Origin of the sequence: Psychromonas arctica (assembly GCF_038155225.1) — a bacterium.
GTDB classification, from domain to species: domain Bacteria; phylum Pseudomonadota; class Gammaproteobacteria; order Enterobacterales; family Psychromonadaceae; genus Psychromonas; species Psychromonas arctica_B.
Map to the genome: position 1 here is coordinate 94,979 of NZ_JBAKBA010000007.1, position 24,379 is coordinate 119,357.

Below are 24,379 nucleotides of genomic sequence, written 5' to 3' on the forward strand. Positions count from 1 at the left end.
ACACTGTTAATTGACGTATAAATTAGCGAATTTATCTAACAATTGTTCTTGTGATTCTTTATTGTTTGGGTCAACGATAATGCAGTTAATGGGGCAAACAGCGACACAAGTGGCCTTTTCATAAAAACCCACACATTCAGTGCACAAGTCTGAGTTTATTTCATATATTTCTGCACCAAATGTTATTGCTTCATTTGGGCATTCTGGATCGCACATATCACAATTGATACAGCTATCTTCTATTAGCAGTGCCATTTTATAACCAAACCATGTTATTTAGAATGTGGGTTACGGGTATCGTTACCCTGAACAAGATTACGCATTAGTAAGCCGTGGTTTAAATCAATTTCTTTTGGCACTGGAATATATAAAGTGTGGCCAGAACCCGGCGCAATATCAACTAATTCACCTTTACGGTTATGTAACTCTTCCAGTTTAAAGTTGATGTTGCCCAGTGGTGTCATTAATTCTAGTTTATCACCCACTAAAAACTTGTTTTTAACGTTAACTTCAGCAAGCCCTTGAGCATTACGTCCCATTATTTCGCCCACAAATTGTTGTGTATCACTCACTGAATAACCAACATCGTAATTTTGATATTGATCATGTGTATGACGACTTAAAAAACCTTCAGTGTAGCCTCGATGTGCTAAATTCTCTAAAGAACTCATTAACGATGGATCGAAAGGGCGTCCAGCTATCGCATCATCCATTGCCTTACGGTAAATTTGAGCGGTACGGGCGCAGTAATAAAAACTCTTGGTGCGGCCTTCAATTTTTAACGAATGAACACCCATTTTCAAAAGACGTTCAACATGCTGAATGGCACGTAAATCCTTTGAGTTCATAATATAAGTGCCGTGCTCATCTTCAAATGCTGGCATATATTCACCAGGACGACCTTGTTCTTGTAATAAAAACATTTGGTCTGTTGTTTGTCCGCTACCTAACGTAGGCTCAGCAGGCTGGATGGCGACAATATCACCCGTTTCATTTTCTTTTGCTTCATGCGCGTCATATTTCCAACGACATGAATTAGTACAAGTACCTTGGTTTGGGTCGCGCTTATTAATATAACCAGACAATAAACAGCGTCCTGAATAAGCCATACATAATGCACCATGTACAAAGACCTCAATTTCAATTTCAGGGCAGTGATAGCGAATGTCTTCGATTTCGTCTAATGAAAGTTCACGTGATAAAATAACGCGCTCAATACCTTGTTGATACCAAAACTTAACCGTTGCCCAATTGACAGCATTCGCCTGTACACTTAAATGAATGGGTATATCAGGAAAAACATCACGTACCATCATGATTAATCCTGGGTCTGACATAATTAAAGCATCTGGCTTTAAATCGACAACAGGTTTCATGTCGCGAATAAAAGTTTTTAATTTAGAGTTATGAGGCTGTATATTACAAACGACATACAGTTTTTTACCTTGAGCATGCGCTTCATTAATGGCAATCTGTAGTTTTTCGATATTAAATTCGTTATTTCGTACGCGTAAAGAGTAACGAGGTTGACCTGCATAAACTGCATCAGCTCCGTAAGCAAAAGCATACCGCATATTCTTTAAAGTGCCCGCTGGCGATAATAATTCTGGTTTCATTTGTCTCTCTTAAGTAATAATGAAGGCGTAATATCGAAAAATTGAAGTAAATATACTACTTGTTTTTATAAAAAAGGTGTAGAAGAAGCTGATAAACCTTAACTATTCATAATAAATATCAATAAATTGACGTGAATAGGTTCCTATGACAATAATTCGGTTCACATTTAATAAACGCAACACTATACTACCCAGTAATTTTCTTAATGATAATCAGAGATTTACTCTGGATATCTTTCAACATCGTTTTTAAATATTAGGTTTTACATGGAAATCACAGAAAAGTTTACAAATAACAAACAAATCATTGCCTTCTTAACAGAACAATTTCCGGCTTGCTTCATCGCTGGTTCAGAATCTGCAAAACCATTAAAAATTGGTGTATTCCAAGAATTAGCGGCTCGTTTAGAAAACGAACCACGTGTCAGTAAAACACAGCTTAGAGGTGCATTACGTCAATATACAATGAGCTGGCGTTATCTTCATTGTGTTAAAGCAGGTGTTAAACGGATTGACTTAGATGGCGTTGAAGGTGATGAAGTTTCTCAAGAGCATGCTGATCACGCTCAGTTATCGTTAAAAGAAAGTAAAGAAAAAGCATTTGCCAATAAAAAGAAAACAGATGCAAATAAAGCACCAGCCCGTACTGCTAAGAAAGTGTCTGTTCCAAGCCGTAAAAAAGAGGCTCCTAAAAAAGCGGCTAAAAAGCCTGAAATCGACTTAAGCCAATATAAAGAAGCTAATCATAATGAACTAAAAGTGGCGCAGTCAGTCAAAGTTCTTTTAGGTAAATCACCTGTTTCAGCAACCGTAGTAGAAATTTTAAAAGAAGAAGTACAAGTACAACTAGACTCAGGAATGGTTGTGAAAGTTAAAGCTAAGCATTTAATCGTATAAAAGGTCTTTTTAATGAAAAAACTCTTTCGTCATGCATTAATTCTCTCTCAGTTATGTTTTGTTGGGGTGGCATTTTCCGCCGCCGATAGTACCTCCATAAAAGATATCCCACAGTTGAAGCAAGAATCTCAACATGCAAAAGTGGCGAAAAGAGTGAGTGACCTATTCAGTCGCTCTCATTACAAATATATTCCTTTAGATGATGAATTATCTGCCAAGGTATTTGACCGCTACATCGAACAATTAGATTTTAATAAACAAATTTTTATGCAAAGTGATATTGATGATATGAAAGAATATCAATTTACCTTTGATGATAATTTGAAATTTGGTCAATTGGATTCAATCTATTCAATTTACCAACTTAATTTAACTCGTCGTTTTGAACGTTTTAATTATGCATTATCTTTATTAGATAATGAGATTAAGTTCGATACAGATGAAGAGTATCAATATGACCGAAGTGATGCAGCATGGCCTAAAGACAACGCTGAACTTGATTTGTTATGGCAGTCTCGTGTTAAGTCAGATGCGCTAACATTAAAGCTGTCGGGTAAAAAATGGCCAGAAATTAAAACGCTATTAACTAAACGTTATAATTATGCGCTTAAGCATTTGACACAAACAGAAAGTGAAGATGTTTTTCAAACGTTCATGAATGCCTACGCTTACACAATTGAACCTCATACAAGTTACTTATCTCCTCGTAATGCTGAACGTTTTAAAATGGAAATGAACCTTTCTTTGGAAGGTATTGGTGCCGTTTTACAACTTGAAGATGATTACACTGTTGTTCGCAGTCTTGTCCCTGGCGGCCCTGCAGATAAATCTAAACTATTATTAAAAGATGACAAAATAATTGGTGTCGGCCAAAAAGGCGAAAAAATTATTGATGTTGTTGGGTGGCGTTTAGACGATATCGTTGAATTAATCAAAGGTCCAAAAGGCACGACAGTGCAATTACAAATTTTATCGGGAAAAGCTGGTGATATTAATAAAGTAATCAATATTGTTCGAGAAGAAATTCATCTTGAAGATAGAGAAGCTAAATCATCAGTTGAAGTGATTGATGGTGATAATATTGGTGTTATCACTATTCCAAGTTTCTACATTAACCTCAGTGTAGATGTTGATCGCGAATTAGCAGCATTAGCGAAAAAAGACGTTAAAGGTATTGTTATTGATTTACGTAACAATGGTGGCGGTGCATTAAGTGAAGCAACATTGTTAACGGGTTTATTCATAAAAGCAGGACCAGTTGTACAAGTAAGAGACAGCCGTCAACAAATATCAGTGCAAGTTGATGATGATGAATCTATTTCATACGATGGCCCTTTAACCGTATTAATTAATCGTAATAGTGCATCTGCTTCTGAAATCTTCGCTGCTGCCCTACAAGATTACGGTAGAGCTATTATTATTGGTGAGCAAAGTTATGGTAAAGGTACTGTCCAACAACATCGTCGTATCGCGCGTTATTACGATACAAATCAAGATGCTGTAGGTTCAGTGCAATATACGATTGCAAAATTTTATCGAATTAATGGCGGAAGTACTCAAAATAAAGGGGTAATTCCTGATATTACTTTCCCAACTGCGATCGACCCTAAAGATACAGGTGAAAGTTTAGCGAATAACGCGTTACCGTGGGATAATGTTAAATCAGCAAAATACAAAAAAGTAGATGATCTGCAAGAAAAAATAAAAGAGCTAACATTAGATCATAAGAAACGTATTAAAAACGAAATTGAATTTAGTTATTTAGCGAATGACATCAACGAATATTTACTTGAAAAAGATAAAACGAGTATTTCATTAGTTGAAAAAGACCGTGTTGCTGAACGAGAAGCAAGTGAAGCTGATAACTTAAAGCGAACTAACGAGCGTCTTAAACGAGCTGGACTCAAAGAGGTTAAATCATTAGATGATCTTCCTGATGATTTTGAACCTGTTGATTCATTTTTAATTGAAGCTGGCCACATCACTTTGGATTATGCCAATCTATAGATAATTGTTCGGTATTAAAATAAAGCCGACTTCTATAGTCGGTTTTTTTATTTTAGTAGGAATTGATTATGTTTAAACCTTGGTCAGATAAATACCCGCCTGGTATTAATAGCAAAATTAACGAAAACACGCTGATCAACTTGGTTGATATGTTTGAACACTCATTCGATGAATATGCAGATCATATTGCTTTTATCAACATGGATGAAACGTTAACCTACAGAGAGCTAGAGTCACAATCGCGTGATATAGCCACTTATCTACAACAAACTTCTCAATTATCAAAGGGCGATCGCGTTGCAGTAATGATGCCGAACCTTTTACAATACCCTATTATTCTACTCGGAATATTAAGATCAGGCTTAGTCGCTGTTAACGTAAACCCCTTATATACCGCTTCAGAATTAAAACATCAACTTAACGATTCTGGTGCTAAAGCCATATTTATTGTATCCAATTATGCACAGACATTAGAAAGTATTGTTAAAGAGACACACATTGAACATGTGGTACTAACTAAAATTGGTGATGCATTGCCATTGATGAAGCGTAAATTTGTTAACTTTATCGTCGCTTACGTAAAAAAAATGGTGCCTAAATTTAAATTACCAAGTGCAAAGAGTTATCGAAATGCTTTAAAAGAGGGCGCAAAAGGACAATATATTCGTCCTGTTATTAACTTAGACGATATCGCATTTATACAATATACCGGAGGGACAACTGGTTTATCTAAAGGGGCTGTTATGTCTCATCGAAATATGGCGGCAAGCCTTGCACAAGCGGATGCTGTCTTTGGCTTAACGATTGAACAAGAAACAGAAATGATTGTTACTGCCTTGCCTCTCTACCATGCTTTTGCGTTAACTGTAAATTGTTTGTTCTTTATTAAAAGAGGTGCTACCAATTTACTCATTACCAATCCACGCGACTTAGATACCTTCATTAAAACCTTGAGTAAATATAGATTTACTTACTTTACTGCGCTTAATACATTGTTTAATGCATTATTAAATCACCCTAAAATAAATACCGTTGATTTTACTCATTTAAAAATTACGTTAGCGGGTGGGATGGCAACTCAAACCAAGGTTGCTAAACAATGGAAAGAAGTCACAGGAAGTACGGTTATTGAAGGATATGGATTAACTGAATGTGCACCAATGGTTAGTGTTAATGCTTATAATGTTGATGTACATGATGGCTCTATCGGACTTCCTATGCCAGGGACTGATTTGCGATTAATCAATGATGAAAATGAGATTGTCGATACCATTAATAGTGTCGGTGAAATCGAAATTAAAGGCCCGCAAGTCATGGTCGGTTATTGGAATAGCCCAACTGAAACTGAAGAATCCTTTAATGATGGTTGGTTTAAAAGTGGTGACATAGGGTTGTTTAATGAAGAGGGACTTCTGTATTTGGTCGATCGTAAAAAAGACATGATATTAGTCTCTGGTTTTAATGTTTATCCTAATGAAATAGAAGATATAGTAGTCCAATTGGACGGAGTACTTGAAGCTGCAGTTATTGGTATTGAAGACGAAGCAACGGGAGAAAGGGTTAAACTGTTCGTTGTATTAAATGATCATAAGGTTACCGTTGGAAACATTAAAACCCATTGCGCGAAGTATTTGACGCGTTATAAACAACCTAAACAAATAGAAATTGTGACCGAGTTGCCTAAAAATAATGTCGGAAAAGTATTACGTCGTTTATTAAAAGAAAGATGAGTATTTAATACCGATTACATTAACTAAGTGATCTAAATTTTGCGCAGGAAAAATGACTTAGTTTAAGGCGTAAATTGAGCTAAATGGTTGTTCCCTTTGCAAAATTTACAACGAAGAAATAAGTTATTTTAACAAGTAAAATAGATCAGTTAATTAGTGTGATTGGTATAATTAATTAAAGGACTTATATTAAGGGAAAGTGTCGTAAGAGTTAATTTGTATTGAATATAAATTAACTCTTTTACAGCATTAGTAATGAGCTATTCAAGATAAAATTATTCAACCTTTTATTGTTGATAATAATCTATCGGTAGAATTACTAACTCGACTCCCTCAGGATTCGCATCAACAAAACTTAAATTTGTATACCAATCACCTACATCAAAACGCTGTCCTGCTTTTTCATTGACGGTAAAGTCATGGACAAAAGCTTGATGGGTATGACCGTGTATTAAACGTTGTACTCCATGAAACTCCATTAAACGAGTAACTTCTTGCTCTGTTACCCCCATCATATTAGTATTTTTATACACTTTTTTAGATTGACTCGCCGTGCGAATTTTCCAACCAATACGTTTACGTAATTTTAACGGTAAACAGTTAAATATAAATTGTAATACGGGATTATGAATCACTTTGCGCATACGTTGATAATTTTTATCGAACAAACATAGCGTGTCACCGTGCATAATTAATGTTTTTGTACCGTATAAATCTATTTCAGTATGTTCAGGTAACAATGTCATTGAAGCTTGTTTTGCATAACGTTTACCGATCATGAAATCACGGTTACCGTGTATATAGAATATTTTTGCATTATTCTTTTTAGCAAAACTAGTGAGTTTTTGCGCAACTTCATCCATCAAAGGTGTGTGTTCATCATCTCCGATCCATACCTCAAACATATCACCTAAAATATAAAGTGTTTCTGCATTGGTTGCTTCTTTTTCGAGAAAAGCAAAAAGGGCATCGGTTATATGACGATGATTCTCGCTGAGATGTAAATCTGCAATGAATAAAGTGCGCATAGTGGCTAAGCTACTGTAACGTTTGTGATAACAACGTCATCTAGCGGTACATCTTGATGTACATAGTGTGCGTTACCCGTTGCTACACCTTTAATTTTATCCACTACATCTTCACCTGCAGTTACTTTAGCAAATACACAGTAACCCCATCCATCAGTTGTTTCTGATTTAAAATCTAAGAATTTGTTATCGCCAACATTGATGAAAAATTGTGCTGAAGCTGAATGCGGTTCCATAGTTCGTGCCATTGCTACAGAATATTTAACGTTTGATAAACCGTTGTTTGCTTCATTTTTAATTGGTTTTTGGCTATCTTTTTCTTCCATACCCGGTGCGAAACCACCACCTTGAACCATGAAACCATCGATTACGCGATGGAAAATGGTATTGTCGTAATGGCCACTTGTTGCATATTTAATAAAGTTAGCAACCGTTTTAGGTGCTTTTTCTTCGTTCATTTCTAATGTGATGTCGCCAAAGTTTGTATGTAAAGTAATCATTATAAAATCCTATCCTAAAAAGAGCCTTATTGTACCTTAATAGCAATGAAATTAAAAAGATGGTCAATCCTACCTGTTAAAATCAATCGTATTTGAGTGATGATTTTTCAAGGGAAATCACTAACTTTTGTCTTTCATACTTGGTTAATATTAATTTTGTAGCATAATAGTTGAGCAGTTGATGCTTTCATTTTATTTAAGCTGTTAATTCACAAATACAAAGCGTGAATTTGTTACTTTAGCAGGTTAGAATAAACCTTTTTACAGTAATCGCATTGGATGGAAAATGTTAAAAATATATAACACACTAACTCGTAGTAAAGAACAATTTAAACCCCTTGTTGAAGGCAAAGTGGGAATGTATGTGTGTGGTGTTACCATTTACGATTATTGTCATATAGGTCATGGCCGTACGTTTGTCGCTTTTGATACTGTTGCGCGTTATTTACGCTTCAGTGGATACGATTTAAATTTCATTCGTAATATCACCGATGTTGATGACAAAATAATAAAACGTGCAAATGAAAATGGTGAAACTTGCGATCAATTAACAGCTCGATTTACTGATGCAATGCATGCCGATTTTGATGCATTAAATATGATTAGACCAGATATTGAACCTCGTGTAACTAACCATATGCCTGAAGTCATAGAAATGGTAGAAGCATTGATTGCTAAAGGTCATGCGTATGTTGCTGAGTCGGGTGATGTACTTTTCTCTGTTTCATCTTTCCCTGAATATGGTCAATTAAGTGGACAAAATCTAGAGATGCTACAAGCTGGATCTCGTGTTGAAGTAGAAGACAGTAAACACGATCCGCTTGATTTTGTTTTATGGAAAATGGCTAAACCAGGTGAACCCGCGTGGTCATCTCCATGGGGAGAAGGGCGTCCAGGTTGGCATATCGAATGTTCTGCAATGAATAAAAAACATCTAGGTGAAGTCTTTGATATTCACGGTGGCGGTTCGGATTTGAGTTTCCCACATCATGAAAATGAAATTGCACAGTCGTGTTGTGCACATCATGGCCAATACGTTAATACTTGGATGCATTCAGGTATGGTACAAGTCGATAAAGTTAAAATGTCTAAATCATTGAATAACTTTTTTACGATTAAAGATGTATTAGATGTTTATGACAGTGAATCAGTGCGTTATTTCTTAATCTCTGGTCATTACCGTAGTCAATTAAATTACTCTGAAGATAATTTAAAGCAAGCTAGAGCAAGCCTAGAACGTTTATATACAGCAATACGCGATGTTGATGTTACTGACATTACAACGTCAGATGATACTGTTAAAGAGAGTAAGTTTTATCAAGGTTTTGTTAAAGCAATGGATGATGACTTTAATACGCCTGAAGCATTAGCCGTATTATTCGACCTTGCTAAAGAGCTTAACCGTGTTAAACCCAATGATTCAGAACAAGCGCGATTGTTAGCGAGCATGTTAGTTAAATTTGCTAATGTATTAGGTTTATTAACACAAAACCCTGATCAATTTTTACAGGGGGATAGTGAGTCAGATGATCAAGTAGCGGAGATTGAAGCGCTAATTGTTCAACGTAATACTGCAAGAGCGAATAAAGATTGGCCTAGTGCAGATGATGCGCGTGATAAATTAGCGGCGTTAAATGTAATACTTGAAGATGGTGCTAACGGGACAACTTGGCGTAAAGTTTAAGCTTTATAAATTATAAATTATAAATTATAATTTATCTAAAGATAGTAGAAGTACCAACTAAGCCCTTGTAATATGGCTAAACTTAAAAAAGGAGAACAATGGTTCTCCTTTTTTTGTTTCTTAATGCTTGCTTTTAAACATTCCATTTATTCTGAGTAGGTTATTTCTTTCGTTTATTTTTAAAGTCATTTAATACAATTTCCAATGCTTGAATCGTTGTTTCTAGTGGTAATTCATTTTCTTCCAGTAGTTGTATTAAATCTACTGCTAGTTTTATTTCATTAGGTGCTGCTTCTAAGGCGCTTAATGTTTCTTTTTGGCTATTAGTCATTATCTAATGCTTCCATTTTAAACTCTAAGGATTGTGTAAACTCATTACATTTTTGATAACGTTCTTTGAGTACGCCCACTCTGGTTTTATGTATTTCTTTGTGTACACTCGTTGCATCTCGATAAAGGGTATTTTCTTCATCTATCATGGCTAACAACCTTTTTTCATATTGGTATTGGCGCTGTAACTGTTGGTATACTTTTTCTTGCTGTGTGGAGTAGCGTTTATACAACCCCTCTGCTTTACCTGCATCTAATTGATTAACAATATTTAATAAAGCTGAAAATTGATTAATGAACTTTTCACATTCATAGTTGATAATAGTATTACCCATTTTTTTGGTAATAACATGTGTTAGATGTTCAAAAGTAGTTTGGATTTGTTGACAGTAACCTGACAACGTTAAGCTACTTGCATTGAATAAATGTACTTCAAAGCGAAATGATTTATTTTCTGATAGCGTTATTTTATTATCCCATTCCTGACAACGTGAACTCAGCGTTTTTAGTTGTTCAAACAAAGCGTTTAAATGTTTTAAGTCTATTGACTGAACCATGCATTATATCCAAGGTTAATGGCCATTATTAACACAATAATAATGAACAATGGGCGAATAAATTTAGCACCGAAATAGATAGCTGAATGAGCGCCAATAAAAGCACCTAACATCAAACAGGCACCCATGGTTAAACCGATAAACCAATTGACTTGACCAAAGTAGATGAAAATTAACAGTGAAACAAAATTACTGGTAAAGTTCATCGCTTTCGCAATACCACTGGATAACAAAATATTCAAATGGTACAAGCGCATATTAGAAATAACCCAAAATGCACCGGTACCTGGGCCTGATATTCCATCATAAAAACCTAAAACAAACCCTTGGATTCGTTGCTTAATTCTCAGCAAAGTATTTTGTTCGGGCAGTACTGAATTATCAATTTCTTTGACACGGCTAAATAAAGTATAAATAGCAGCTGTTAGAATAACCAAAGGTAGAAACTTATTAAGAAATGCTGTTGAAATATAATTAACTAAAATTGTGCCACACAATGCGCCAATAAAAGTACTATAAAAACATTGTTTCCAAAATGCAGGGTCAAATAATTTTTTTCTAAAATAAGTGAAAGCAGCGGTGCCTGATGCAAAGCTTGCAGATAGTTTATTTGTGCCTAGGGTTAAATGTGGCGGTAAACCAACACTTAATAAAGTAGGAACTGTTAGCATTCCGCCACCTCCTACAACGGCATCAATGAATCCTGCTACTAGCCCTACTAATGCTAATAGCATCCAACTGCTTGGATCTAATGCAAACTCAGTCATTTTATTTCTCTACGTTTAAAGCAAAAGGAGGAAGCGCATCAATTAAACTTTTGCCATATCGTTTGGTAATAACTCGCTTATCTAAAATAGTAATTTTTCCTGTATCTTCTTCTTTACGAATTAATCGGCCGCAAGATTGTATTAGTTTTTTACTGGCCTCTGGAATAGTTATTTGCATAAAGGGATTACCACCTTTTGAGGTTATCCATTCTGCGTGTGCTTCTTCGACGGGCGAATCTGGGACAGCAAAGGGTAATTTAGTAATCATTAGGTTGGTTAGGTAATGGCCAGGAAGATCTAAACCTTCAGCTAAACTACCTGTACCAAATAAGATACTGGTTAATCCTTGATCACAATTCTTTTTATGCGTAGTGATCATTTTAGTACGGGATGTTTCACCTTGTACTAACAAAGACGTTGGAAACTTTCGACGTAACTTGTCAGCGACTAAGTTCATTTGCCAATAAGAAGCAAATAACACTAAATTACCGGCTTTGTCTTCTATACGCTGGGCAATATTATCGATTAATTCGTTATCGAACCCTTTTTCTGTAGGGTCGTACTTCATATTCGCCACATTTAATGAGATAGCAGGGTAGTCAAATGGCGACTTTAAGCGTAAATATTGAGTACCATCATTGTTTTTTAAACCTGCTTGGCGCATAAAGTAATCAAAACTGTTTAATGAGGTTAACGTTGCAGAGCATAAAATAACGCCAGCGGCTTGTGACCAGAGCATATATTCTAATAAACCACCCACTTCTAATGGACTAGCACAGAGTGTAAATCCATCATTTTCGTTATTTACCCATGCAGCAATAGGTGCTTGATTTGTTGCGCGATCTTTTAATAACATTTTCCATAATGCAGCCAAATTTTCTAAGCGTTGAATATAAAACCCAGTTTCAATTAAAATGGGTTCAGCATCTGATAACTTAATGCTCGCATCTTTTAATTCTTCAGAGGTAATATTAGATAACTTATTAACTGCGCTTAAACATTTCTTAGTTTCTTCTTTTAAACTAATTAACGCATTAACGATTGGTTGCGGTACTTCACCCATCGAAAAACGGTATTGATTTGATTTATTGTAATTAGGTGGGTTATTCCTAAAATATAACTCGATACTTTTTAAGTCATTAACCATTTCGTTAGCACTTTCTAGCATATTAATACCAGGAGTGATGGTCGTTTGACGGTGTACTACGCGATTAACATGGGAGCTAACTTGTTTAATTTTTTTCAACCAATCTTGACTTGTTTTAATATTGACATTAGCACTTGAAAAATCGCGTGAAATTTTTGGTAAATGATGTGCTTCGTCTAAAACGTAAAAACAAGCATCTGGATCGGGTAAAATAACGCCACCACCTAACTCTAAATCCGCTAGCAATAAAGCATGGTTAACGACAATAACGTCTGCTTTGTTGATGTTGTCTCGAGCACGATGAAAGGGGCATTGACGGTGATTTGCTAATGCTTTTTTACAACTATGTTTATCTGAAATAATTTGTTGCCAAATACGTCGAGGAATAGGTGTAGGCCAACTATCTTGATCGCCATTCCATTTTCCATCTAAATAAGCATTTTTTAATTTAGCTAATAATTCACTATCGCCGATTTGTGGTTTTTCAGTAAAAAGTAGCGTTTGCTCAGGATCGTTATCTTGTAAGTTTAATAATTTATGTTCACAACAATAACGTTGCCTGCCTTTTGCGAGCGTAAAGGTAAATTTATAATCGCTATGCTGAAGAAAGAAAGGAAGTTCTTTACTAATCAATTGTTCTTGTAACGTAACGGTAGCGGTTGAAATAACAAGCTTTTTATTGAGCCGTAATGCGACAGGTAAACCCGCTAATATATAAGCCAAAGATTTACCAATACCTGTTCCTGCTTCTGCTACTAAAATTCGACGTGATTTATCATAGTTACCCGCTAATACTTTTGCTATTTCGGCGACTAAATAGTTTTGAGCTTTACGCGCTTTAAATTGCGGTAATGCTTGAGTTATGAGCTCATAATTAGTGCGAATTTCTTTTTTTAGTGAGTCTGAAAGCATAAATTTTTTGTGTTCTCGGTGCATTAACAAGCAGGGCGGTAAACTAACAAAAGCAAAAAACCTTTATTTCGGGAGTTTACCAAAATAAAGGTTATTTATCTGCGACAATATCGCTATATGTTATTTCATAAAACAGATTTACTATTTCATGTTGAGCGTTTATTACTTTGGTTGTTCTAAGAATAAAACAGCTGCTTCAACACGAGATTTAATCGCTAATTTTTTAAGTAAACTTTTAACATGTACTTTTACAGTACCTTCTGAAATATTGAGGTTTTCAGAAATTTCTTTGTTGCTTAACCCACGTGAAATTTCTTCCATAATTTGATTTTCACGGCGTGTTAATGTCGCGATTTTCTCTCTGATGTTGTTTTCTTGATCTAAACAATCTAAATATTGTGTTAAACCTTCACTCACCACTAATTTACCTTGTTGGATGCGGTGTAAGCTATCCAATAAGATTTCTGGATCGGTATCTTTTAATAAATAACCGTCTGCGCCTTGATTAACTAAGGAAATAACATCTTGTTTCGCATCAGATACCGTTAAAATAACGATTTTACTAGTGATACCATCATTACGTAACGCTTTAAGCGTTTCTAAACCGGAAACTGCTTTCATGTTTAAATCTAATAACACCATGTCTGGATGTTGCTTCTTCACCATACTGACAGCTTCAATGCCATTGGTTGCTTCATCGATAACAACAAAGTTCGGATCAATACTTAATAGTTGTGTAATGCCTTTACGCATAAGGGGATGGTCATCAACAACAATAACGGTAGATACATTGCTCATTTGTGATTCCTTTACTGGGTGATAGTTAATTTACATATACTGCTTAGTATTAATGTAAATTAAAAGTAATAATAAAAGTGAAATATAAATGATTTTTTGGTAAAAAGCTAAATTTCAAATATAAGTTTGATTTCTGTACCAATGGGTAAGTTTTTGATTTCTAATACACCATTAAGTTCATTTGCGCGTTGATTCATAATTTCTATGCCATAGTGATTCTCTTTACCAGGCTTTTCTTCTATTCCTACGCCATCATCGCAAATAGTAATGATAACTTTTTGTGTGATAAGTTTTTGGTCTATAACCACACAATTAACAACAATATTGTCACAATTTGCATGTTTCATCGCATTTATTATGGCTTCTCTTATTATTTGTAATAAATGAATGTGTTGATTAGCATGAGTTTGGAAATTAGATTCAAACAAACCCAACTGAATTTTTGCTGTAGTTTGTTTTTGTAATTGAGATATCATAATTAATACTGCTTCTTTAAAATCAGATACACTAATATTTAATCTAAAAGTAGAAAGTAAAGAACGAAGTTGTACATAAGCATCTGTGACAGCTTCTTTAATATTATTAACTGAACTTTTAATTTGCTCACTGTCTGTATTCGAATCGATTTGACGATTTAAAACAGTGCATTGAATTTTAAGAAAAGACAGTGCTTGTGCAATGGAGTCATGAAGTTCACGAGCAATAACCCCACGTTCATCCATCAATAATAACTTCTGTTCCTGTAAACTATATTCTTCTTGATATAAAGCGCGAGCAAGCAAACTACTAAAGCTGACAATAATCGAGGTATTTTCATCTGTTGATACCGTTTGAATATAATTTAAATAACCATAAGGTTCGCCATTAATAATGATAGGGATACGTTTACAATTTTTATCATCAGTTGCACAGCCATAATCACTGTCTATCTGCACTCCATTAACCAACTCTAAACACAACTTGGTTAAAGTAGTCTGTTTTGCTAAAGCATTTAATGCTTCTATGATAATAGGGTGTGTTAATTTAACCGTACTTAATTTTTGAGAAATATTGAATAGAAATTGAATGCTTTCATTGGCACTTTCTAATTCTGTTTTTTTATCAAATACTTTCTTTTGCATTGCAGCAATTAAAGATTCAAGTTCGGCTGACATGCTTTTTAAACCAGTGGACAATACTCCAATTTCATTACTATGATCTAAAAATTCAACATTAAAATGGTGGTTAGAAATTGAACTGACATTGTCTTCTAGTTGGTTTAATGGCGTAACAATATAGCGTCTACAATAAACTAATAAAAATAATGAGATAAGCAATATAAACAAAAATACAACTATTTCAGAGATGAAGATAACTGAAGATTCTTTCTCTAATAAAATATTATATTGTTGAACTGCTAACATAACATTATCAACTAACACTGCCAATTTTGCAGATAACTGTTTGTCAGAAAGTTCTGGAAATTTTTCTTGAAGTGTTAACAACTCAAATTTCAAGTCTGTATTTGCTGTATAGATATGACTGACATCAAAGAATTTATTTTCTAATAATTTATTAGCAAGAGTAGGAGAAAATTTATTAAATGAAACAATAATAGCATCCCTATCAAGCTTCTTTGCATTGATAAAGCTTTGAGCTTCATTTTTAAGCACAACTAAGCTTTTAATTGCCTCTTTATTAATATTTTGACTGTGAGTTGTAGTAAGAAAAATAAAGATATGAGATCCTGATATTATCAATATCAGTAAAGCGATTGTTGTAATCACCTTTGTAATAGAAAGTGAGTGAAATAGTAGATTAATTTTCATAAATAGTTAAGAATAATGATTAACATGTTGATTGAGTTTCCTTTAAAAGGAGGTTTAAGTCATTTATATTTAATTTAGCTCCGAGCATATATCGCTAACTTTAACATATTATTTTAAATATGCGATGTATGCCGCTTAACTTACAACTAGTTAAGAAGGGTAAACCTAGAAATGGGTTTGCCTCCCGTGTTTGGAAAGGAACTGACCATGCAATTAATAGATAAGTATCATCGAAAATTTGAATACTTACGTTTATCAATTACTGATGAATGTAATTTCAAATGTAATTATTGTTTACCTGATGGCTACCAACGTACTCATCAAAAACAATTTCTATCCCAAAATGAAATACAAAACCTTATTAATGCTTTTGCGGAATTAGGCACAAGTAAAGTAAGAATTACAGGCGGAGAACCAAGTTTACGAAAAGATTTCCCCAATATTATCGAGCAGATAGCGACTACTGACGGTATTAAAAAGGTGGTAACTACAACCAATGGGTTTAATTTAAGTAAACATGCAGAGCATTGGTTTGAAGCTGGACTAAGCGCTATAAACGTGAGCATCGATAGCCTAGATGCCAATACCTTTAATCTTATTACGGGTAAAAATATTTTTCACAAAGTAATGGAAGGTGTCGATGCCTGTATTACCGCTGGCTTTGAACAAGTAAAAGTGAATAGTGTATTGATGAAAGGGTTAAATGATAATGACCTGAGTACATTTTTAGCCTGGATAAAACAACAACCAATACAACTCCGATTTATTGAGTTAATGCAGACAGATGATAATGCCGAGTTTTTTAATCGTTATCATTTATCAGGTCAAAGCATTAAAGATGTATTGTTAAGTCAGCAATGGGTTCAAAAAAATCGTCATGCCAATGATGGCCCTGCAGAGGTGTTTTTCCATCCTGATTATTTAGGTGAAATTGGTTTAATCATGCCTTACAGTAAAGATTTCTGTGATAATTGTAATCGATTACGCGTTTCTGCTGTTGGACGATTGCACCTTTGTTTATTTGGAGAAGATGGTGTTGATCTTCGTCATTTGTTACAAAATAGTGCGGACAAAGCTGAATTAAAATCAACCATTTTAGCCGCTTTAAAAGAAAAAAAATCCTCACATTTTCTTGATTTAGGCTTAACTGGCGGTACCCCTCACTTAGCATCTATTGGCGGTTAGTTACTCATTTGTTTATAAATTCTCCGCTTTTGCGGAGAATGTCTAAATACCTCATAAATTCTGTTGATCCAAATCAAGCAATATTCAATCAGTCTCACTTCTCAAAATAGTTCTGCTACAGTTACACTTATCTTATTTTACATTAATTTAACATTTATTTTATACCTATGGTTGATATACAAAAACGTAATTTATTTCGTCGTAAATCTGAGCTTATCATTAATAATTTGATGCCTTGGGTTGATGATAAACAACAATTTTTAGATAACTGCACTCAATGTAAAAGTTGCATAACAAGTTGTCCTGAAAATATTATTGTTAAAGGAGATGGCGGTTTTCCTGTCATTGATTTTTCATTGGGAGAGTGCACCTTTTGTGGCAAATGTGCTGAAAGTTGTCAGGAAGATATTTTTGTAGCAACGACTCAGCAAGCTTGGCATAAAAAGGCAGTGATAAGTCATGCCTGTTTAGCGTTTGAGAATGTTTATTGCAGAAGTTGCGGGGAAAGTTGCCCGGAGGAAGCGTTAAGTTTTCAAATTGGCATCAATGCTGTTCCAGAAATAAATTTAGATAAATGTAATGGATGTGGAGCCTGCTTTTCACCTTGTCCAACCAGTGCAATTAGCATTGAGGAAAATAGATGAGAAAAGTAGGTGAAGAAAGTCGATAAGGAAAGTAGATGAGAACAGATGAATTACACATATCGAGCTTAATTGTACATGTGAGGCCTGAAAAAATATTGGATCTTAAAGCTTGTATCCAAGAGTCACAACAAGCGGAGTTGGTAACAGTCACTGAAAAAGGCAAAGCCATAGTGGTGATAGAAGCTGCAAACCAACGAGAAATAATGAAGTGCATTGACAATATTAATGACATAGACGGCGTTGTACATACGAGTCTTGTTTACCATGAGTTTGAACAATCTACGCAAAACAACAGCGAGGAAGGACAATGAAATTTACTAGACGTGAGTTTATGAAAGCACAAGCAGTGGCGGCTGCTGCAACGGCTGCAGGTATTGCATTACCTGTTTCTGCGAGCAATATCATTGCCAGTAAAGATGCCACTAAAATTAAATGGGACAAAGCGCCTTGTCGTTTTTGTGGTACAGGTTGTGGTGTTTTAGTCGGAACACAAAATGGTAAAGTGGTTGCTACACAGGGAGATCCTGAAGCACCAGTAAATAGAGGCTTGAACTGTGTAAAAGGCTATTTCCTTTCTAAAATAATGTACGGTAAAGATCGTTTAACTACACCATTACTACGTATGACTAATGGTGTATATGATAAAGAAGGTGAGTTTGAACCAATCTCTTGGGATGCTGCTTTTGAGATCATGGCTGAAAAATTTAAAGACGCTTTAAAAAAGAAAGGGCCAACGTCAGTAGGTATGTTTGGTTCGGGTCAATGGACGGTAATGGAAGGTTATGCAGCTAGCAAATTATTAAAAGCAGGTTTTCGTAGTAATAATTTAGATCCTAATGCGCGTCATTGCATGGCGTCTGCAGTAGGTGGGTTTATGCGTACCTTTGGTATTGATGAGCCAATGGGTTGTTATGATGATCTTGAAAATGCAGATGCCTTTGTATTATGGGGATCAAATATGGCGGAGATGCATCCAATCCTATGGTCGCGTTTAACTGATCGTCGTTTAAGCAATCCTGATGTCAGTGTGCATGTGTTGTCTACTTATACGCATCGTTCTTTTGAACTTGCAGATAACGGCATGATATTTACGCCTCAAACTGATTTAGCTATTCTGAATTTTATTGCAAATTATATTATTCAAAATGATGCAGTCGATAAAGACTTCATTAAAAAGCATATTAACTTCCGTAAAGGTACAACAGATATTGGTTATGGCTTACGTCCAACTAATCCCTTACAAGCGGCTGCTAAAAATCCAGATTCTGGCGCATCTACGCTAATGTCGTTTGAAGAGTTTGCTGACTATGTCTCTGAGTTCGATGTTGAGTATGCAGAGAAAATGTCAGGTGTACCTGCTGATAAATTAATTAGACTTGCCAAAATATACGCCGATCCAAACATCAAAGTGACTTCATACTGGACGATGGGTTTTAACCAACATACTCGTGGTGTGTGGGCTAATAACTTAATGTACAACGTGCATTTATTAACAGGCAAAATATCAAAACCAGGTTCAGGTCCATTTTCTCTAACGGGTCAACCGTCTGCCTGTGGTACTGCTCGTGAAGTGGGTACGTTCTCGCATCGCTTACCGGCTGATTTAGTGGTTAATAATCCTAAGCATCGTGCTATAGCAGAAAAAATATGGAAATTACCAGAAGGGACTATCCCTGCTAAACCTGGATACCATGCCGTTTTACAAAACCGTATGTTAAAAGATGGCAAATTGAATGCTTACTGGGTGATGTGTAATAACAATGTGCAAGCGGCTGCCAACATTAATGAAGAAGTTATTCCGGGTTATAGAAATCCAGAGAACTTTATTGTGGTATCAGACCCTTATCCAACCGTCACGGCGCAACTCGGTGACCTTATTTTACCGACAGCAATGTGGGTTGAAAAAGAGGGGGCTTACGGTAATGCCGAACGTCGTACACAAGCATGGCATCAACAAGTTAAAGCGCCTGAAGGTGCACAGTCTGATTTATGGCAGATGATGGAGTTTGCTAAACGATTCAAGATTGAAGAAGTTTGGAGCGATGATTTGATCGCTAAAATGCCAGAAGTCAAAGGCAAAACTATGTACGACGTACTGTATCGAAATGGTCATGTTGATGCGTTTAGTTTAGATGAAATTAAAGATGATCAATTAAATGATGATGCACGTCATTTTGGCTTTTACGTTCACAAAGGTCTATTCGAAGAGTATGCAAGTTTTGGACGTGGTCATGGTCATGATCTAGCACCTTATGATAGATATCACGAAGAACGTGGCTTACGTTGGCCTGTAGTGGATGGTAAAGAAACACAATGGCGTTTCAGAGAAGGTTCTGACCCTTATGTAGAAAAAGGAACAGGTTATCAGTTTTATGGACATGCTGATAAAAAAGCAGTTATTTTTGCTTTACCTTATGAGCCACCTGCTGAGTCGCCAGACGAAGAATATAACCTATGGTTAAGCACGGGGCGTGTACTTGAGCATTGGCATTCTGGTTCAATGACAAGACGTGTGCCTGAACTTTATAAAGCTTTTCCAGATGCAGTGGTGTTTATGCATCCCGATGATGCTCAGCAACGAGGTTTGCGCCGTGGTGATGAAATTGTAATGGCATCAAGACGTGGAGAATTAACCTCTCGTGTTGAAACGCGTGGACGTAATCGCCCACCTAAAGGTTTAGTGTTTATGCCTTGGTTTGATGCAAAACAGTTAACAAACAAGATAACGCTTGATGCAACTGATCCGCTATCAAAACAAACTGATTATAAAAAATGTGCCGTTAAAATCACTAAAAAAGCCTAATTAAATGCGGCATTTATAATGCCGCTTAATTAAACGATTCAGCACTTATTTAAATTTAGCGCACTTTGTTATAGCAGATAACTTATTCATATCAGTTGTAACAAATTGGAGAAAGAGTATGAAAAAAATATTAACAGCGATTTTCACTGCATCTATCATCGCATTTTCTTCACCGACTGTGTTTAGCGCAGAGGAGATTGTTTTGACTAATAATGGCGGCGTACCTTCATTACGAGGTTTAGTCGAAATTTCAGATGTAAATAAAGCAGAAGCTTTAAAAAAGGTACCACGTGAGCAGCATTTGATTGATCGAAATTATGTGCAACAACCCCCTTTAATTCCTCACTCTATTCGAGGTTATCAGGTAAATTTGAACGCAAACAAATGTTTGTCATGCCACAGTTTTAAAAATGCAGGTGCGATGGGCGCAACTAAAGTGAGTGTCACGCATTTTATTACCCGTGAAGGCACAACATTGTCAGATGTGTCACCTCGTCGTTACTTCTGCTTACAGTGTCACGTAACGCAGGCAGATGCTAAGCCATTAGTAGATAATTCATTTACCCCGGTTGATTCATTACGCTAAGCAGGAGCACAAAATATGCTTAAACTATTAAAGCGTTTATGGGTGATTATGAAGTCACCTTCAACAGCCTCGTTTGGCTTTATTCTAGTGATCGGCTTTTTAGGTGGGATCATCTTTTGGGGCGGATTTAATACCGGGATGGAAGCGACTAATACAGAAGCCTTTTGTTCAGGTTGTCATGCACCTATCGTAAAAGAAATTCGTGAAACGATTCACTATTCTAATCGTTCAGGAGTACGTGCTATTTGTTCTGATTGTCATGTGCCACATAAATGGACTGATAAAATTGTACGTAAAGTACAAGCATCAAAAGAGTTGTTCGCATTTGCAATGGGGACAATTGATACTGATGAGAAATTTAAAGCACGCCGCGCCCATTTAGCAAATCGTGAATGGCAACGAATGAAAGAAAATAATTCACAAGAATGCCGTAATTGTCATCAATTTGAATATATGGACTTCAGTGAACAAGGTAAACGTAGTGTAAGCCAGCATTCTACAGCGCTTGCCTCTGGCGATAAAACCTGCGTAGATTGTCACAAAGGAATTGCACATCAACTACCTGATATGAAAGGTATTGAAGGTTGGCAGTAAGGAGTAACATCAACGCAATGACTGGTTTTGCTTAAAGAAAATAGTTGGCCACATCATCAGCACAGTTGTTACAATAGTTTGTATGCTAATATTGACATTCGAATCAAGAAAAAGGAGCTTTTAGCTCCTTTTTTGTTGAATGAATAAAATTGAGCAAATTATGTATAAAGCAGTATAAGCAGTTAAGTTAATATGTTTGTTAGGATTGTGTATTGTTAGCATTAATAACGCCAAAAAATGCACAATCAATATTGATTTATCAAAGTATGGAAATCATTAGGTGTTAATGTGAAAATTGCAGGTGTTGTTTTAGCGGGTGGACAGTCATTACGAATGGGGCAGGATAAAGCGAAGCTCACTATTGAACAACAAACTTTATTAGAACGAAGCGTTGACCTATTACATAACGTTGGGTTCGAAGATTGCTTTGTAAGTGGACAATATGAAGGCTTTGATTGTATTGCTGATCAACAGACTGACTTAGGCCCAATTGCAGGCATTGCTGCATGTGCTAAGCAGCTTTATCGCGATTACGACGCAGTGTTTATTATTCCTGTCGACATGCCGTTATTAGCTGAACAAGACTGCCGTTATTTACTACAGTATTTTCTTACATTAAACACAACAAATACTGAGTTATCGCTCTCGCAGGGTGTTTACTATCAGAAAACAACCTTTCCGATGTTGCTCACATTAAACCAAGCGTTGTTAGATTATTTAGCAGAGGTTGTCACCACCACACAAAAAAAACATCGTTCTTTATATCGTTTGCTTGAAACACTTGATATAAAAGGGTTTAATCAAAAAGAAACTGATGCATTTAGATTTGAAAATACTAATACGCCCGAGCAATGGCAACACTGTTTATCGATGTTACGGGTGATGAAACAATCAAAGTAAAAAATACAAATAAAACCGGTACTTTAGAACCAGATCAAAAGGATTAATATGAGTCATTTATCAAGCCAAGAATTTACAGCTGCAAAAATTGCAGTGTTAACAGTTTCCGACACGCGTAATGAAACGACTGACACATCAGGTGGGTATTTAGTTGAAGCGTTAACGACGGCAGGTCACCAGCTAGTCGATAAGCAAATTGTCATTGATGACCCGTATAAAATCCGCGCAATTGTGTCGCAGTGGATTGCAGATGAGAAAATTGAAGTTGTGTTAATCACAGGTGGAACTGGTTTTACAGCCCGTGATACAACGCCTGAAGCGGTATCTGTGTTATTTGATAAACAAGTAGAAGGATTTGGTGAGTTATTCCGCGCTGTTTCTTATCAGGAAATTGGATCATCAACGATCCAAAGTCGTGCATTAGCGGGTTTTGCTAACAATACCGTTATTTTTTGTATGCCTGGTTCTACTGGTGCTTGTAAAACAGCTTGGACTAAAATAATTGAAGAGCAAATCAACGCTCAACATAAGCCATGCAACTTTATGCCGCACCTAGGAGCTAAATAATGTCAGCTACTTTTACCCATATTAACCAAGATGGTAAAGCTAATATGGTTGATGTCACAGCAAAAGAAGTGACGGTCCGTCAAGCGATTGCTGAAGCCTATGTCGATATGTCAGCAGAAACCTTAGCGTTAATTGTTAATGGTCAACATCATAAAGGTGACGTATTTGCCACTGCTCGCATTGCAGGTATCATGGCCGCTAAAAAAACATCAGATATTATTCCATTATGCCATCCACTTGCCTTAACTAAAGTCGAAGTGAACATCACCGCAGAGCCTGAATACAATAGAGTACGTATTGAAAGCTTATGTAAGTTGTCGGGAAAGACGGGTGTCGAGATGGAAGCATTAACCGCTGCATCGGTCGCTGCATTAACTATTTATGATATGTGTAAAGCGATTCAAAAAGACATGGTGATCTCCTCTGTGAAACTTCTAGAAAAAACAGGTGGAAAATCAGGCCACTTCAAAGCAGTAGAATAAGGTTATTAAATGATTAAAGTACTTTTTTTTGCAAAACTGAGTGAACAACTCGGTTGTCGAGAACTACAGGTTGAAGTGACTGCTGCTGAAGATACCGATCAACTATTTAAATACTTGATCGGACACAAAGCGGAATGGAGCAATATTTTAACATCACAGCTTTGTTTGAAAGCGGTTAATCAAGCGATGGTTAATGATAATGTGTTATTAAAAGACGGTGACGAAGTGGCTTATTTCCCACCGGTGACAGGCGGATAAATGATCAGTGTTCAAGAACAAGATTTTAATCAGCAAGAAGAATACGACCGCTTAAAATGTAAAACATCGGTCGGTGCCATTGTGACTTTTACAGGCTTGGTACGTGATATTAATAATGGCCAAAGTGTTAGCGATTTATCGTTAGAGCATTATCCTGGTATGACGGAAAAGTGCTTAGTCGATATTGTGGAAAAAGCAAAACGACGTTGGAATGTTATTGAATCGACGGTGATTCATCGTGTGGGACAATTAGCTATTTCAGATCAAATTGTATTTGTTGGTATTGCCAGTCAACATCGTGGTGATGCGTTTGCTGCCTGTGAATTCATAATGGACTACTTAAAAACACAAGCGCCATTTTGGAAGAAAGAGACCATGTCGGATGGTCAAACTCAATGGGTAGATGCTCGCGAAGTCGATCAAGATGCGCTGTCTAAATGGGTTGAGAAGTAAAAATATATACTACTTAAATCCAATATTAAGCTATTAAGTTATTAAGCTATTAAGCTATTAAGCTATTAAGTTATTAAGTTATTAAGTTATTAAGTTATTAAGTTATTAAGTTATTAAGTTATTAAG

General features: G+C 35.9%; 25 protein-coding genes and 1 riboswitch. Of the genes, 15 read left to right on the top strand and 10 right to left on the bottom strand.

The genetic code is table 11. The features are described 5' to 3' along the window. Positions 1 to 6 precede the first annotated feature (6 nt). Both V6255_RS04780 and yegQ read right to left on the bottom strand, forming a co-directional pair. On the bottom strand, positions 7 to 255 hold the full coding sequence (locus tag V6255_RS04780) for a YfhL family 4Fe-4S dicluster ferredoxin (RefSeq protein WP_341627107.1): 249 nt from the start codon (positions 253 to 255) through the stop codon (positions 7 to 9). 17 nt (positions 256 to 272) lie between these two features. Then, a complete protein-coding gene (yegQ, locus tag V6255_RS04785) occupies positions 273 to 1,616 on the bottom strand; it encodes a tRNA 5-hydroxyuridine modification protein YegQ (RefSeq protein ID WP_341627108.1) in 1,344 nt (447 codons plus the stop codon). Positions 1,617 to 1,883: 267 nt separating this feature from the next. On the opposite strand from yegQ, the gene proQ reads away from it, so the two are divergent. From proQ to V6255_RS04800, 3 genes are all read left to right on the top strand, one after another. Continuing rightward, a complete protein-coding gene (proQ, locus tag V6255_RS04790) occupies positions 1,884 to 2,513 on the top strand; it encodes an RNA chaperone ProQ (protein WP_341627109.1) in 630 nt (209 codons plus the stop codon). A gap of 12 nt (positions 2,514 to 2,525) precedes the next feature. Beyond that, positions 2,526 to 4,520: a carboxy terminal-processing peptidase gene (gene prc / locus V6255_RS04795; RefSeq protein ID WP_341627110.1), complete on the top strand. Its 1,995-nt coding sequence runs from the start codon at positions 2,526 to 2,528 to the stop codon at positions 4,518 to 4,520. Between the two features lie 68 nt (positions 4,521 to 4,588). Continuing rightward, on the top strand, positions 4,589 to 6,250 hold the full coding sequence (locus tag V6255_RS04800) for an AMP-binding protein (RefSeq protein ID WP_341627111.1): 1,662 nt from the start codon (positions 4,589 to 4,591) through the stop codon (positions 6,248 to 6,250). A 287-nt stretch (positions 6,251 to 6,537) separates the two neighbouring features. Here V6255_RS04800 and V6255_RS04805 read toward each other — a convergent pair whose 3' ends face one another. Together V6255_RS04805 and V6255_RS04810 are read right to left on the bottom strand one after the other, a co-directional pair. Then, a complete protein-coding gene (locus V6255_RS04805; protein WP_341627112.1) occupies positions 6,538 to 7,278 on the bottom strand; it encodes a UDP-2,3-diacylglucosamine diphosphatase in 741 nt (246 codons plus the stop codon). Between the two features lie 5 nt (positions 7,279 to 7,283). Then, positions 7,284 to 7,778 carry a peptidylprolyl isomerase gene (locus V6255_RS04810; RefSeq protein ID WP_341627113.1) on the bottom strand — a complete coding sequence of 165 codons (495 nt, stop codon included), beginning with the start codon at positions 7,776 to 7,778 and terminating at the stop codon, positions 7,284 to 7,286. Between the two features lie 286 nt (positions 7,779 to 8,064). Here V6255_RS04810 and cysS point away from each other — a divergent pair, with 286 nt between their 5' ends. Further along, positions 8,065 to 9,462 (top strand): cysteine--tRNA ligase, encoded by a 1,398-nt coding sequence (gene cysS / locus V6255_RS04815; protein ID WP_341627114.1) that lies wholly within the window; start codon positions 8,065 to 8,067, stop codon positions 9,460 to 9,462. A gap of 160 nt (positions 9,463 to 9,622) precedes the next feature. On the opposite strand, the gene V6255_RS04820 is transcribed toward cysS, so the two are convergent. From V6255_RS04820 to V6255_RS04845, 6 genes are all read right to left on the bottom strand, one after another. Continuing rightward, positions 9,623 to 9,793 carry a DUF2496 domain-containing protein gene (locus V6255_RS04820; protein WP_341627115.1) on the bottom strand — a complete coding sequence of 57 codons (171 nt, stop codon included), beginning with the start codon at positions 9,791 to 9,793 and terminating at the stop codon, positions 9,623 to 9,625. Next, complete coding sequence (gene priC / locus V6255_RS04825) at positions 9,786 to 10,349, bottom strand: primosomal replication protein PriC (protein ID WP_341627116.1); 564 nt, start codon at positions 10,347 to 10,349, stop codon at positions 9,786 to 9,788. Before priC ends, V6255_RS04820 begins: the two co-directional genes overlap by 8 nt. After that, positions 10,334 to 11,116 carry a TSUP family transporter gene (locus tag V6255_RS04830; protein WP_341627117.1) on the bottom strand — a complete coding sequence of 261 codons (783 nt, stop codon included), beginning with the start codon at positions 11,114 to 11,116 and terminating at the stop codon, positions 10,334 to 10,336. Before V6255_RS04830 ends, priC begins: the two co-directional genes overlap by 16 nt. Position 11,117: 1 nt before the next feature. Beyond that, a complete protein-coding gene (dinG, locus tag V6255_RS04835) occupies positions 11,118 to 13,175 on the bottom strand; it encodes an ATP-dependent DNA helicase DinG (RefSeq protein WP_341627118.1) in 2,058 nt (685 codons plus the stop codon). A gap of 162 nt (positions 13,176 to 13,337) precedes the next feature. Next, positions 13,338 to 13,973 carry a two-component system response regulator NarL gene (gene narL / locus V6255_RS04840; protein WP_341627119.1) on the bottom strand — a complete coding sequence of 212 codons (636 nt, stop codon included), beginning with the start codon at positions 13,971 to 13,973 and terminating at the stop codon, positions 13,338 to 13,340. Positions 13,974 to 14,080: 107 nt separating this feature from the next. Next, the gene (locus V6255_RS04845) at positions 14,081 to 15,625 is read right to left on the bottom strand and encodes a histidine kinase (protein ID WP_341627120.1); all 1,545 of its coding nucleotides are present in this window, start codon (positions 15,623 to 15,625) and stop codon (positions 14,081 to 14,083) included. Between the two features lie 222 nt (positions 15,626 to 15,847). Continuing rightward, positions 15,848 to 15,998: riboswitch (molybdenum cofactor riboswitch) on the top strand. On the opposite strand from V6255_RS04845, the gene moaA reads away from it, so the two are divergent. The 11 genes from moaA (at position 15,989) to moaE (ending at position 24,253) form a co-directional block, all read left to right on the top strand. Beyond that, positions 15,989 to 16,966 carry a GTP 3',8-cyclase MoaA gene (gene moaA, locus V6255_RS04850; protein ID WP_341627121.1) on the top strand — a complete coding sequence of 326 codons (978 nt, stop codon included), beginning with the start codon at positions 15,989 to 15,991 and terminating at the stop codon, positions 16,964 to 16,966. It overlaps the preceding riboswitch by 10 nt. Before the next feature lie 167 nt (positions 16,967 to 17,133). Beyond that, positions 17,134 to 17,610 carry a ferredoxin-type protein NapF gene (gene napF, locus V6255_RS04855; RefSeq protein ID WP_341627122.1) on the top strand — a complete coding sequence of 159 codons (477 nt, stop codon included), beginning with the start codon at positions 17,134 to 17,136 and terminating at the stop codon, positions 17,608 to 17,610. A gap of 35 nt (positions 17,611 to 17,645) precedes the next feature. Beyond that, a complete protein-coding gene (locus V6255_RS04860) occupies positions 17,646 to 17,921 on the top strand; it encodes a chaperone NapD (RefSeq protein WP_341627123.1) in 276 nt (91 codons plus the stop codon). Then, positions 17,918 to 20,413, top strand: a complete 2,496-nt coding sequence (gene napA / locus V6255_RS04865; protein WP_341627124.1) for a nitrate reductase catalytic subunit NapA — start codon at positions 17,918 to 17,920, stop codon at positions 20,411 to 20,413. Before V6255_RS04860 ends, napA begins: the two co-directional genes overlap by 4 nt. Before the next feature lie 118 nt (positions 20,414 to 20,531). Next, entirely contained in the window at positions 20,532 to 20,999 is a 468-nt protein-coding gene (locus V6255_RS04870) for a nitrate reductase cytochrome c-type subunit (protein WP_160061386.1), read from the top strand. 15 nt (positions 21,000 to 21,014) lie between these two features. Further along, entirely contained in the window at positions 21,015 to 21,593 is a 579-nt protein-coding gene (locus V6255_RS04875) for a NapC/NirT family cytochrome c (RefSeq protein WP_025563132.1), read from the top strand. Between the two features lie 288 nt (positions 21,594 to 21,881). Further along, complete coding sequence (mobA, locus tag V6255_RS04880; protein WP_341627125.1) at positions 21,882 to 22,493, top strand: molybdenum cofactor guanylyltransferase; 612 nt, start codon at positions 21,882 to 21,884, stop codon at positions 22,491 to 22,493. A 48-nt stretch (positions 22,494 to 22,541) separates the two neighbouring features. Further along, positions 22,542 to 23,060 carry a molybdenum cofactor biosynthesis protein B gene (gene moaB / locus V6255_RS04885; RefSeq protein WP_341627126.1) on the top strand — a complete coding sequence of 173 codons (519 nt, stop codon included), beginning with the start codon at positions 22,542 to 22,544 and terminating at the stop codon, positions 23,058 to 23,060. After that, the gene (gene moaC / locus V6255_RS04890; RefSeq protein ID WP_341627127.1) at positions 23,060 to 23,542 is read left to right on the top strand and encodes a cyclic pyranopterin monophosphate synthase MoaC; all 483 of its coding nucleotides are present in this window, start codon (positions 23,060 to 23,062) and stop codon (positions 23,540 to 23,542) included. Before moaB ends, moaC begins: the two co-directional genes overlap by 1 nt. Before the next feature lie 9 nt (positions 23,543 to 23,551). Then, positions 23,552 to 23,800 (top strand): MoaD/ThiS family protein, encoded by a 249-nt coding sequence (locus tag V6255_RS04895; RefSeq protein ID WP_160061390.1) that lies wholly within the window; start codon positions 23,552 to 23,554, stop codon positions 23,798 to 23,800. Next, positions 23,801 to 24,253 (top strand): molybdopterin synthase catalytic subunit MoaE, encoded by a 453-nt coding sequence (gene moaE / locus V6255_RS04900; protein ID WP_341627128.1) that lies wholly within the window; start codon positions 23,801 to 23,803, stop codon positions 24,251 to 24,253. Positions 24,254 to 24,379 lie beyond the last annotated feature (126 nt).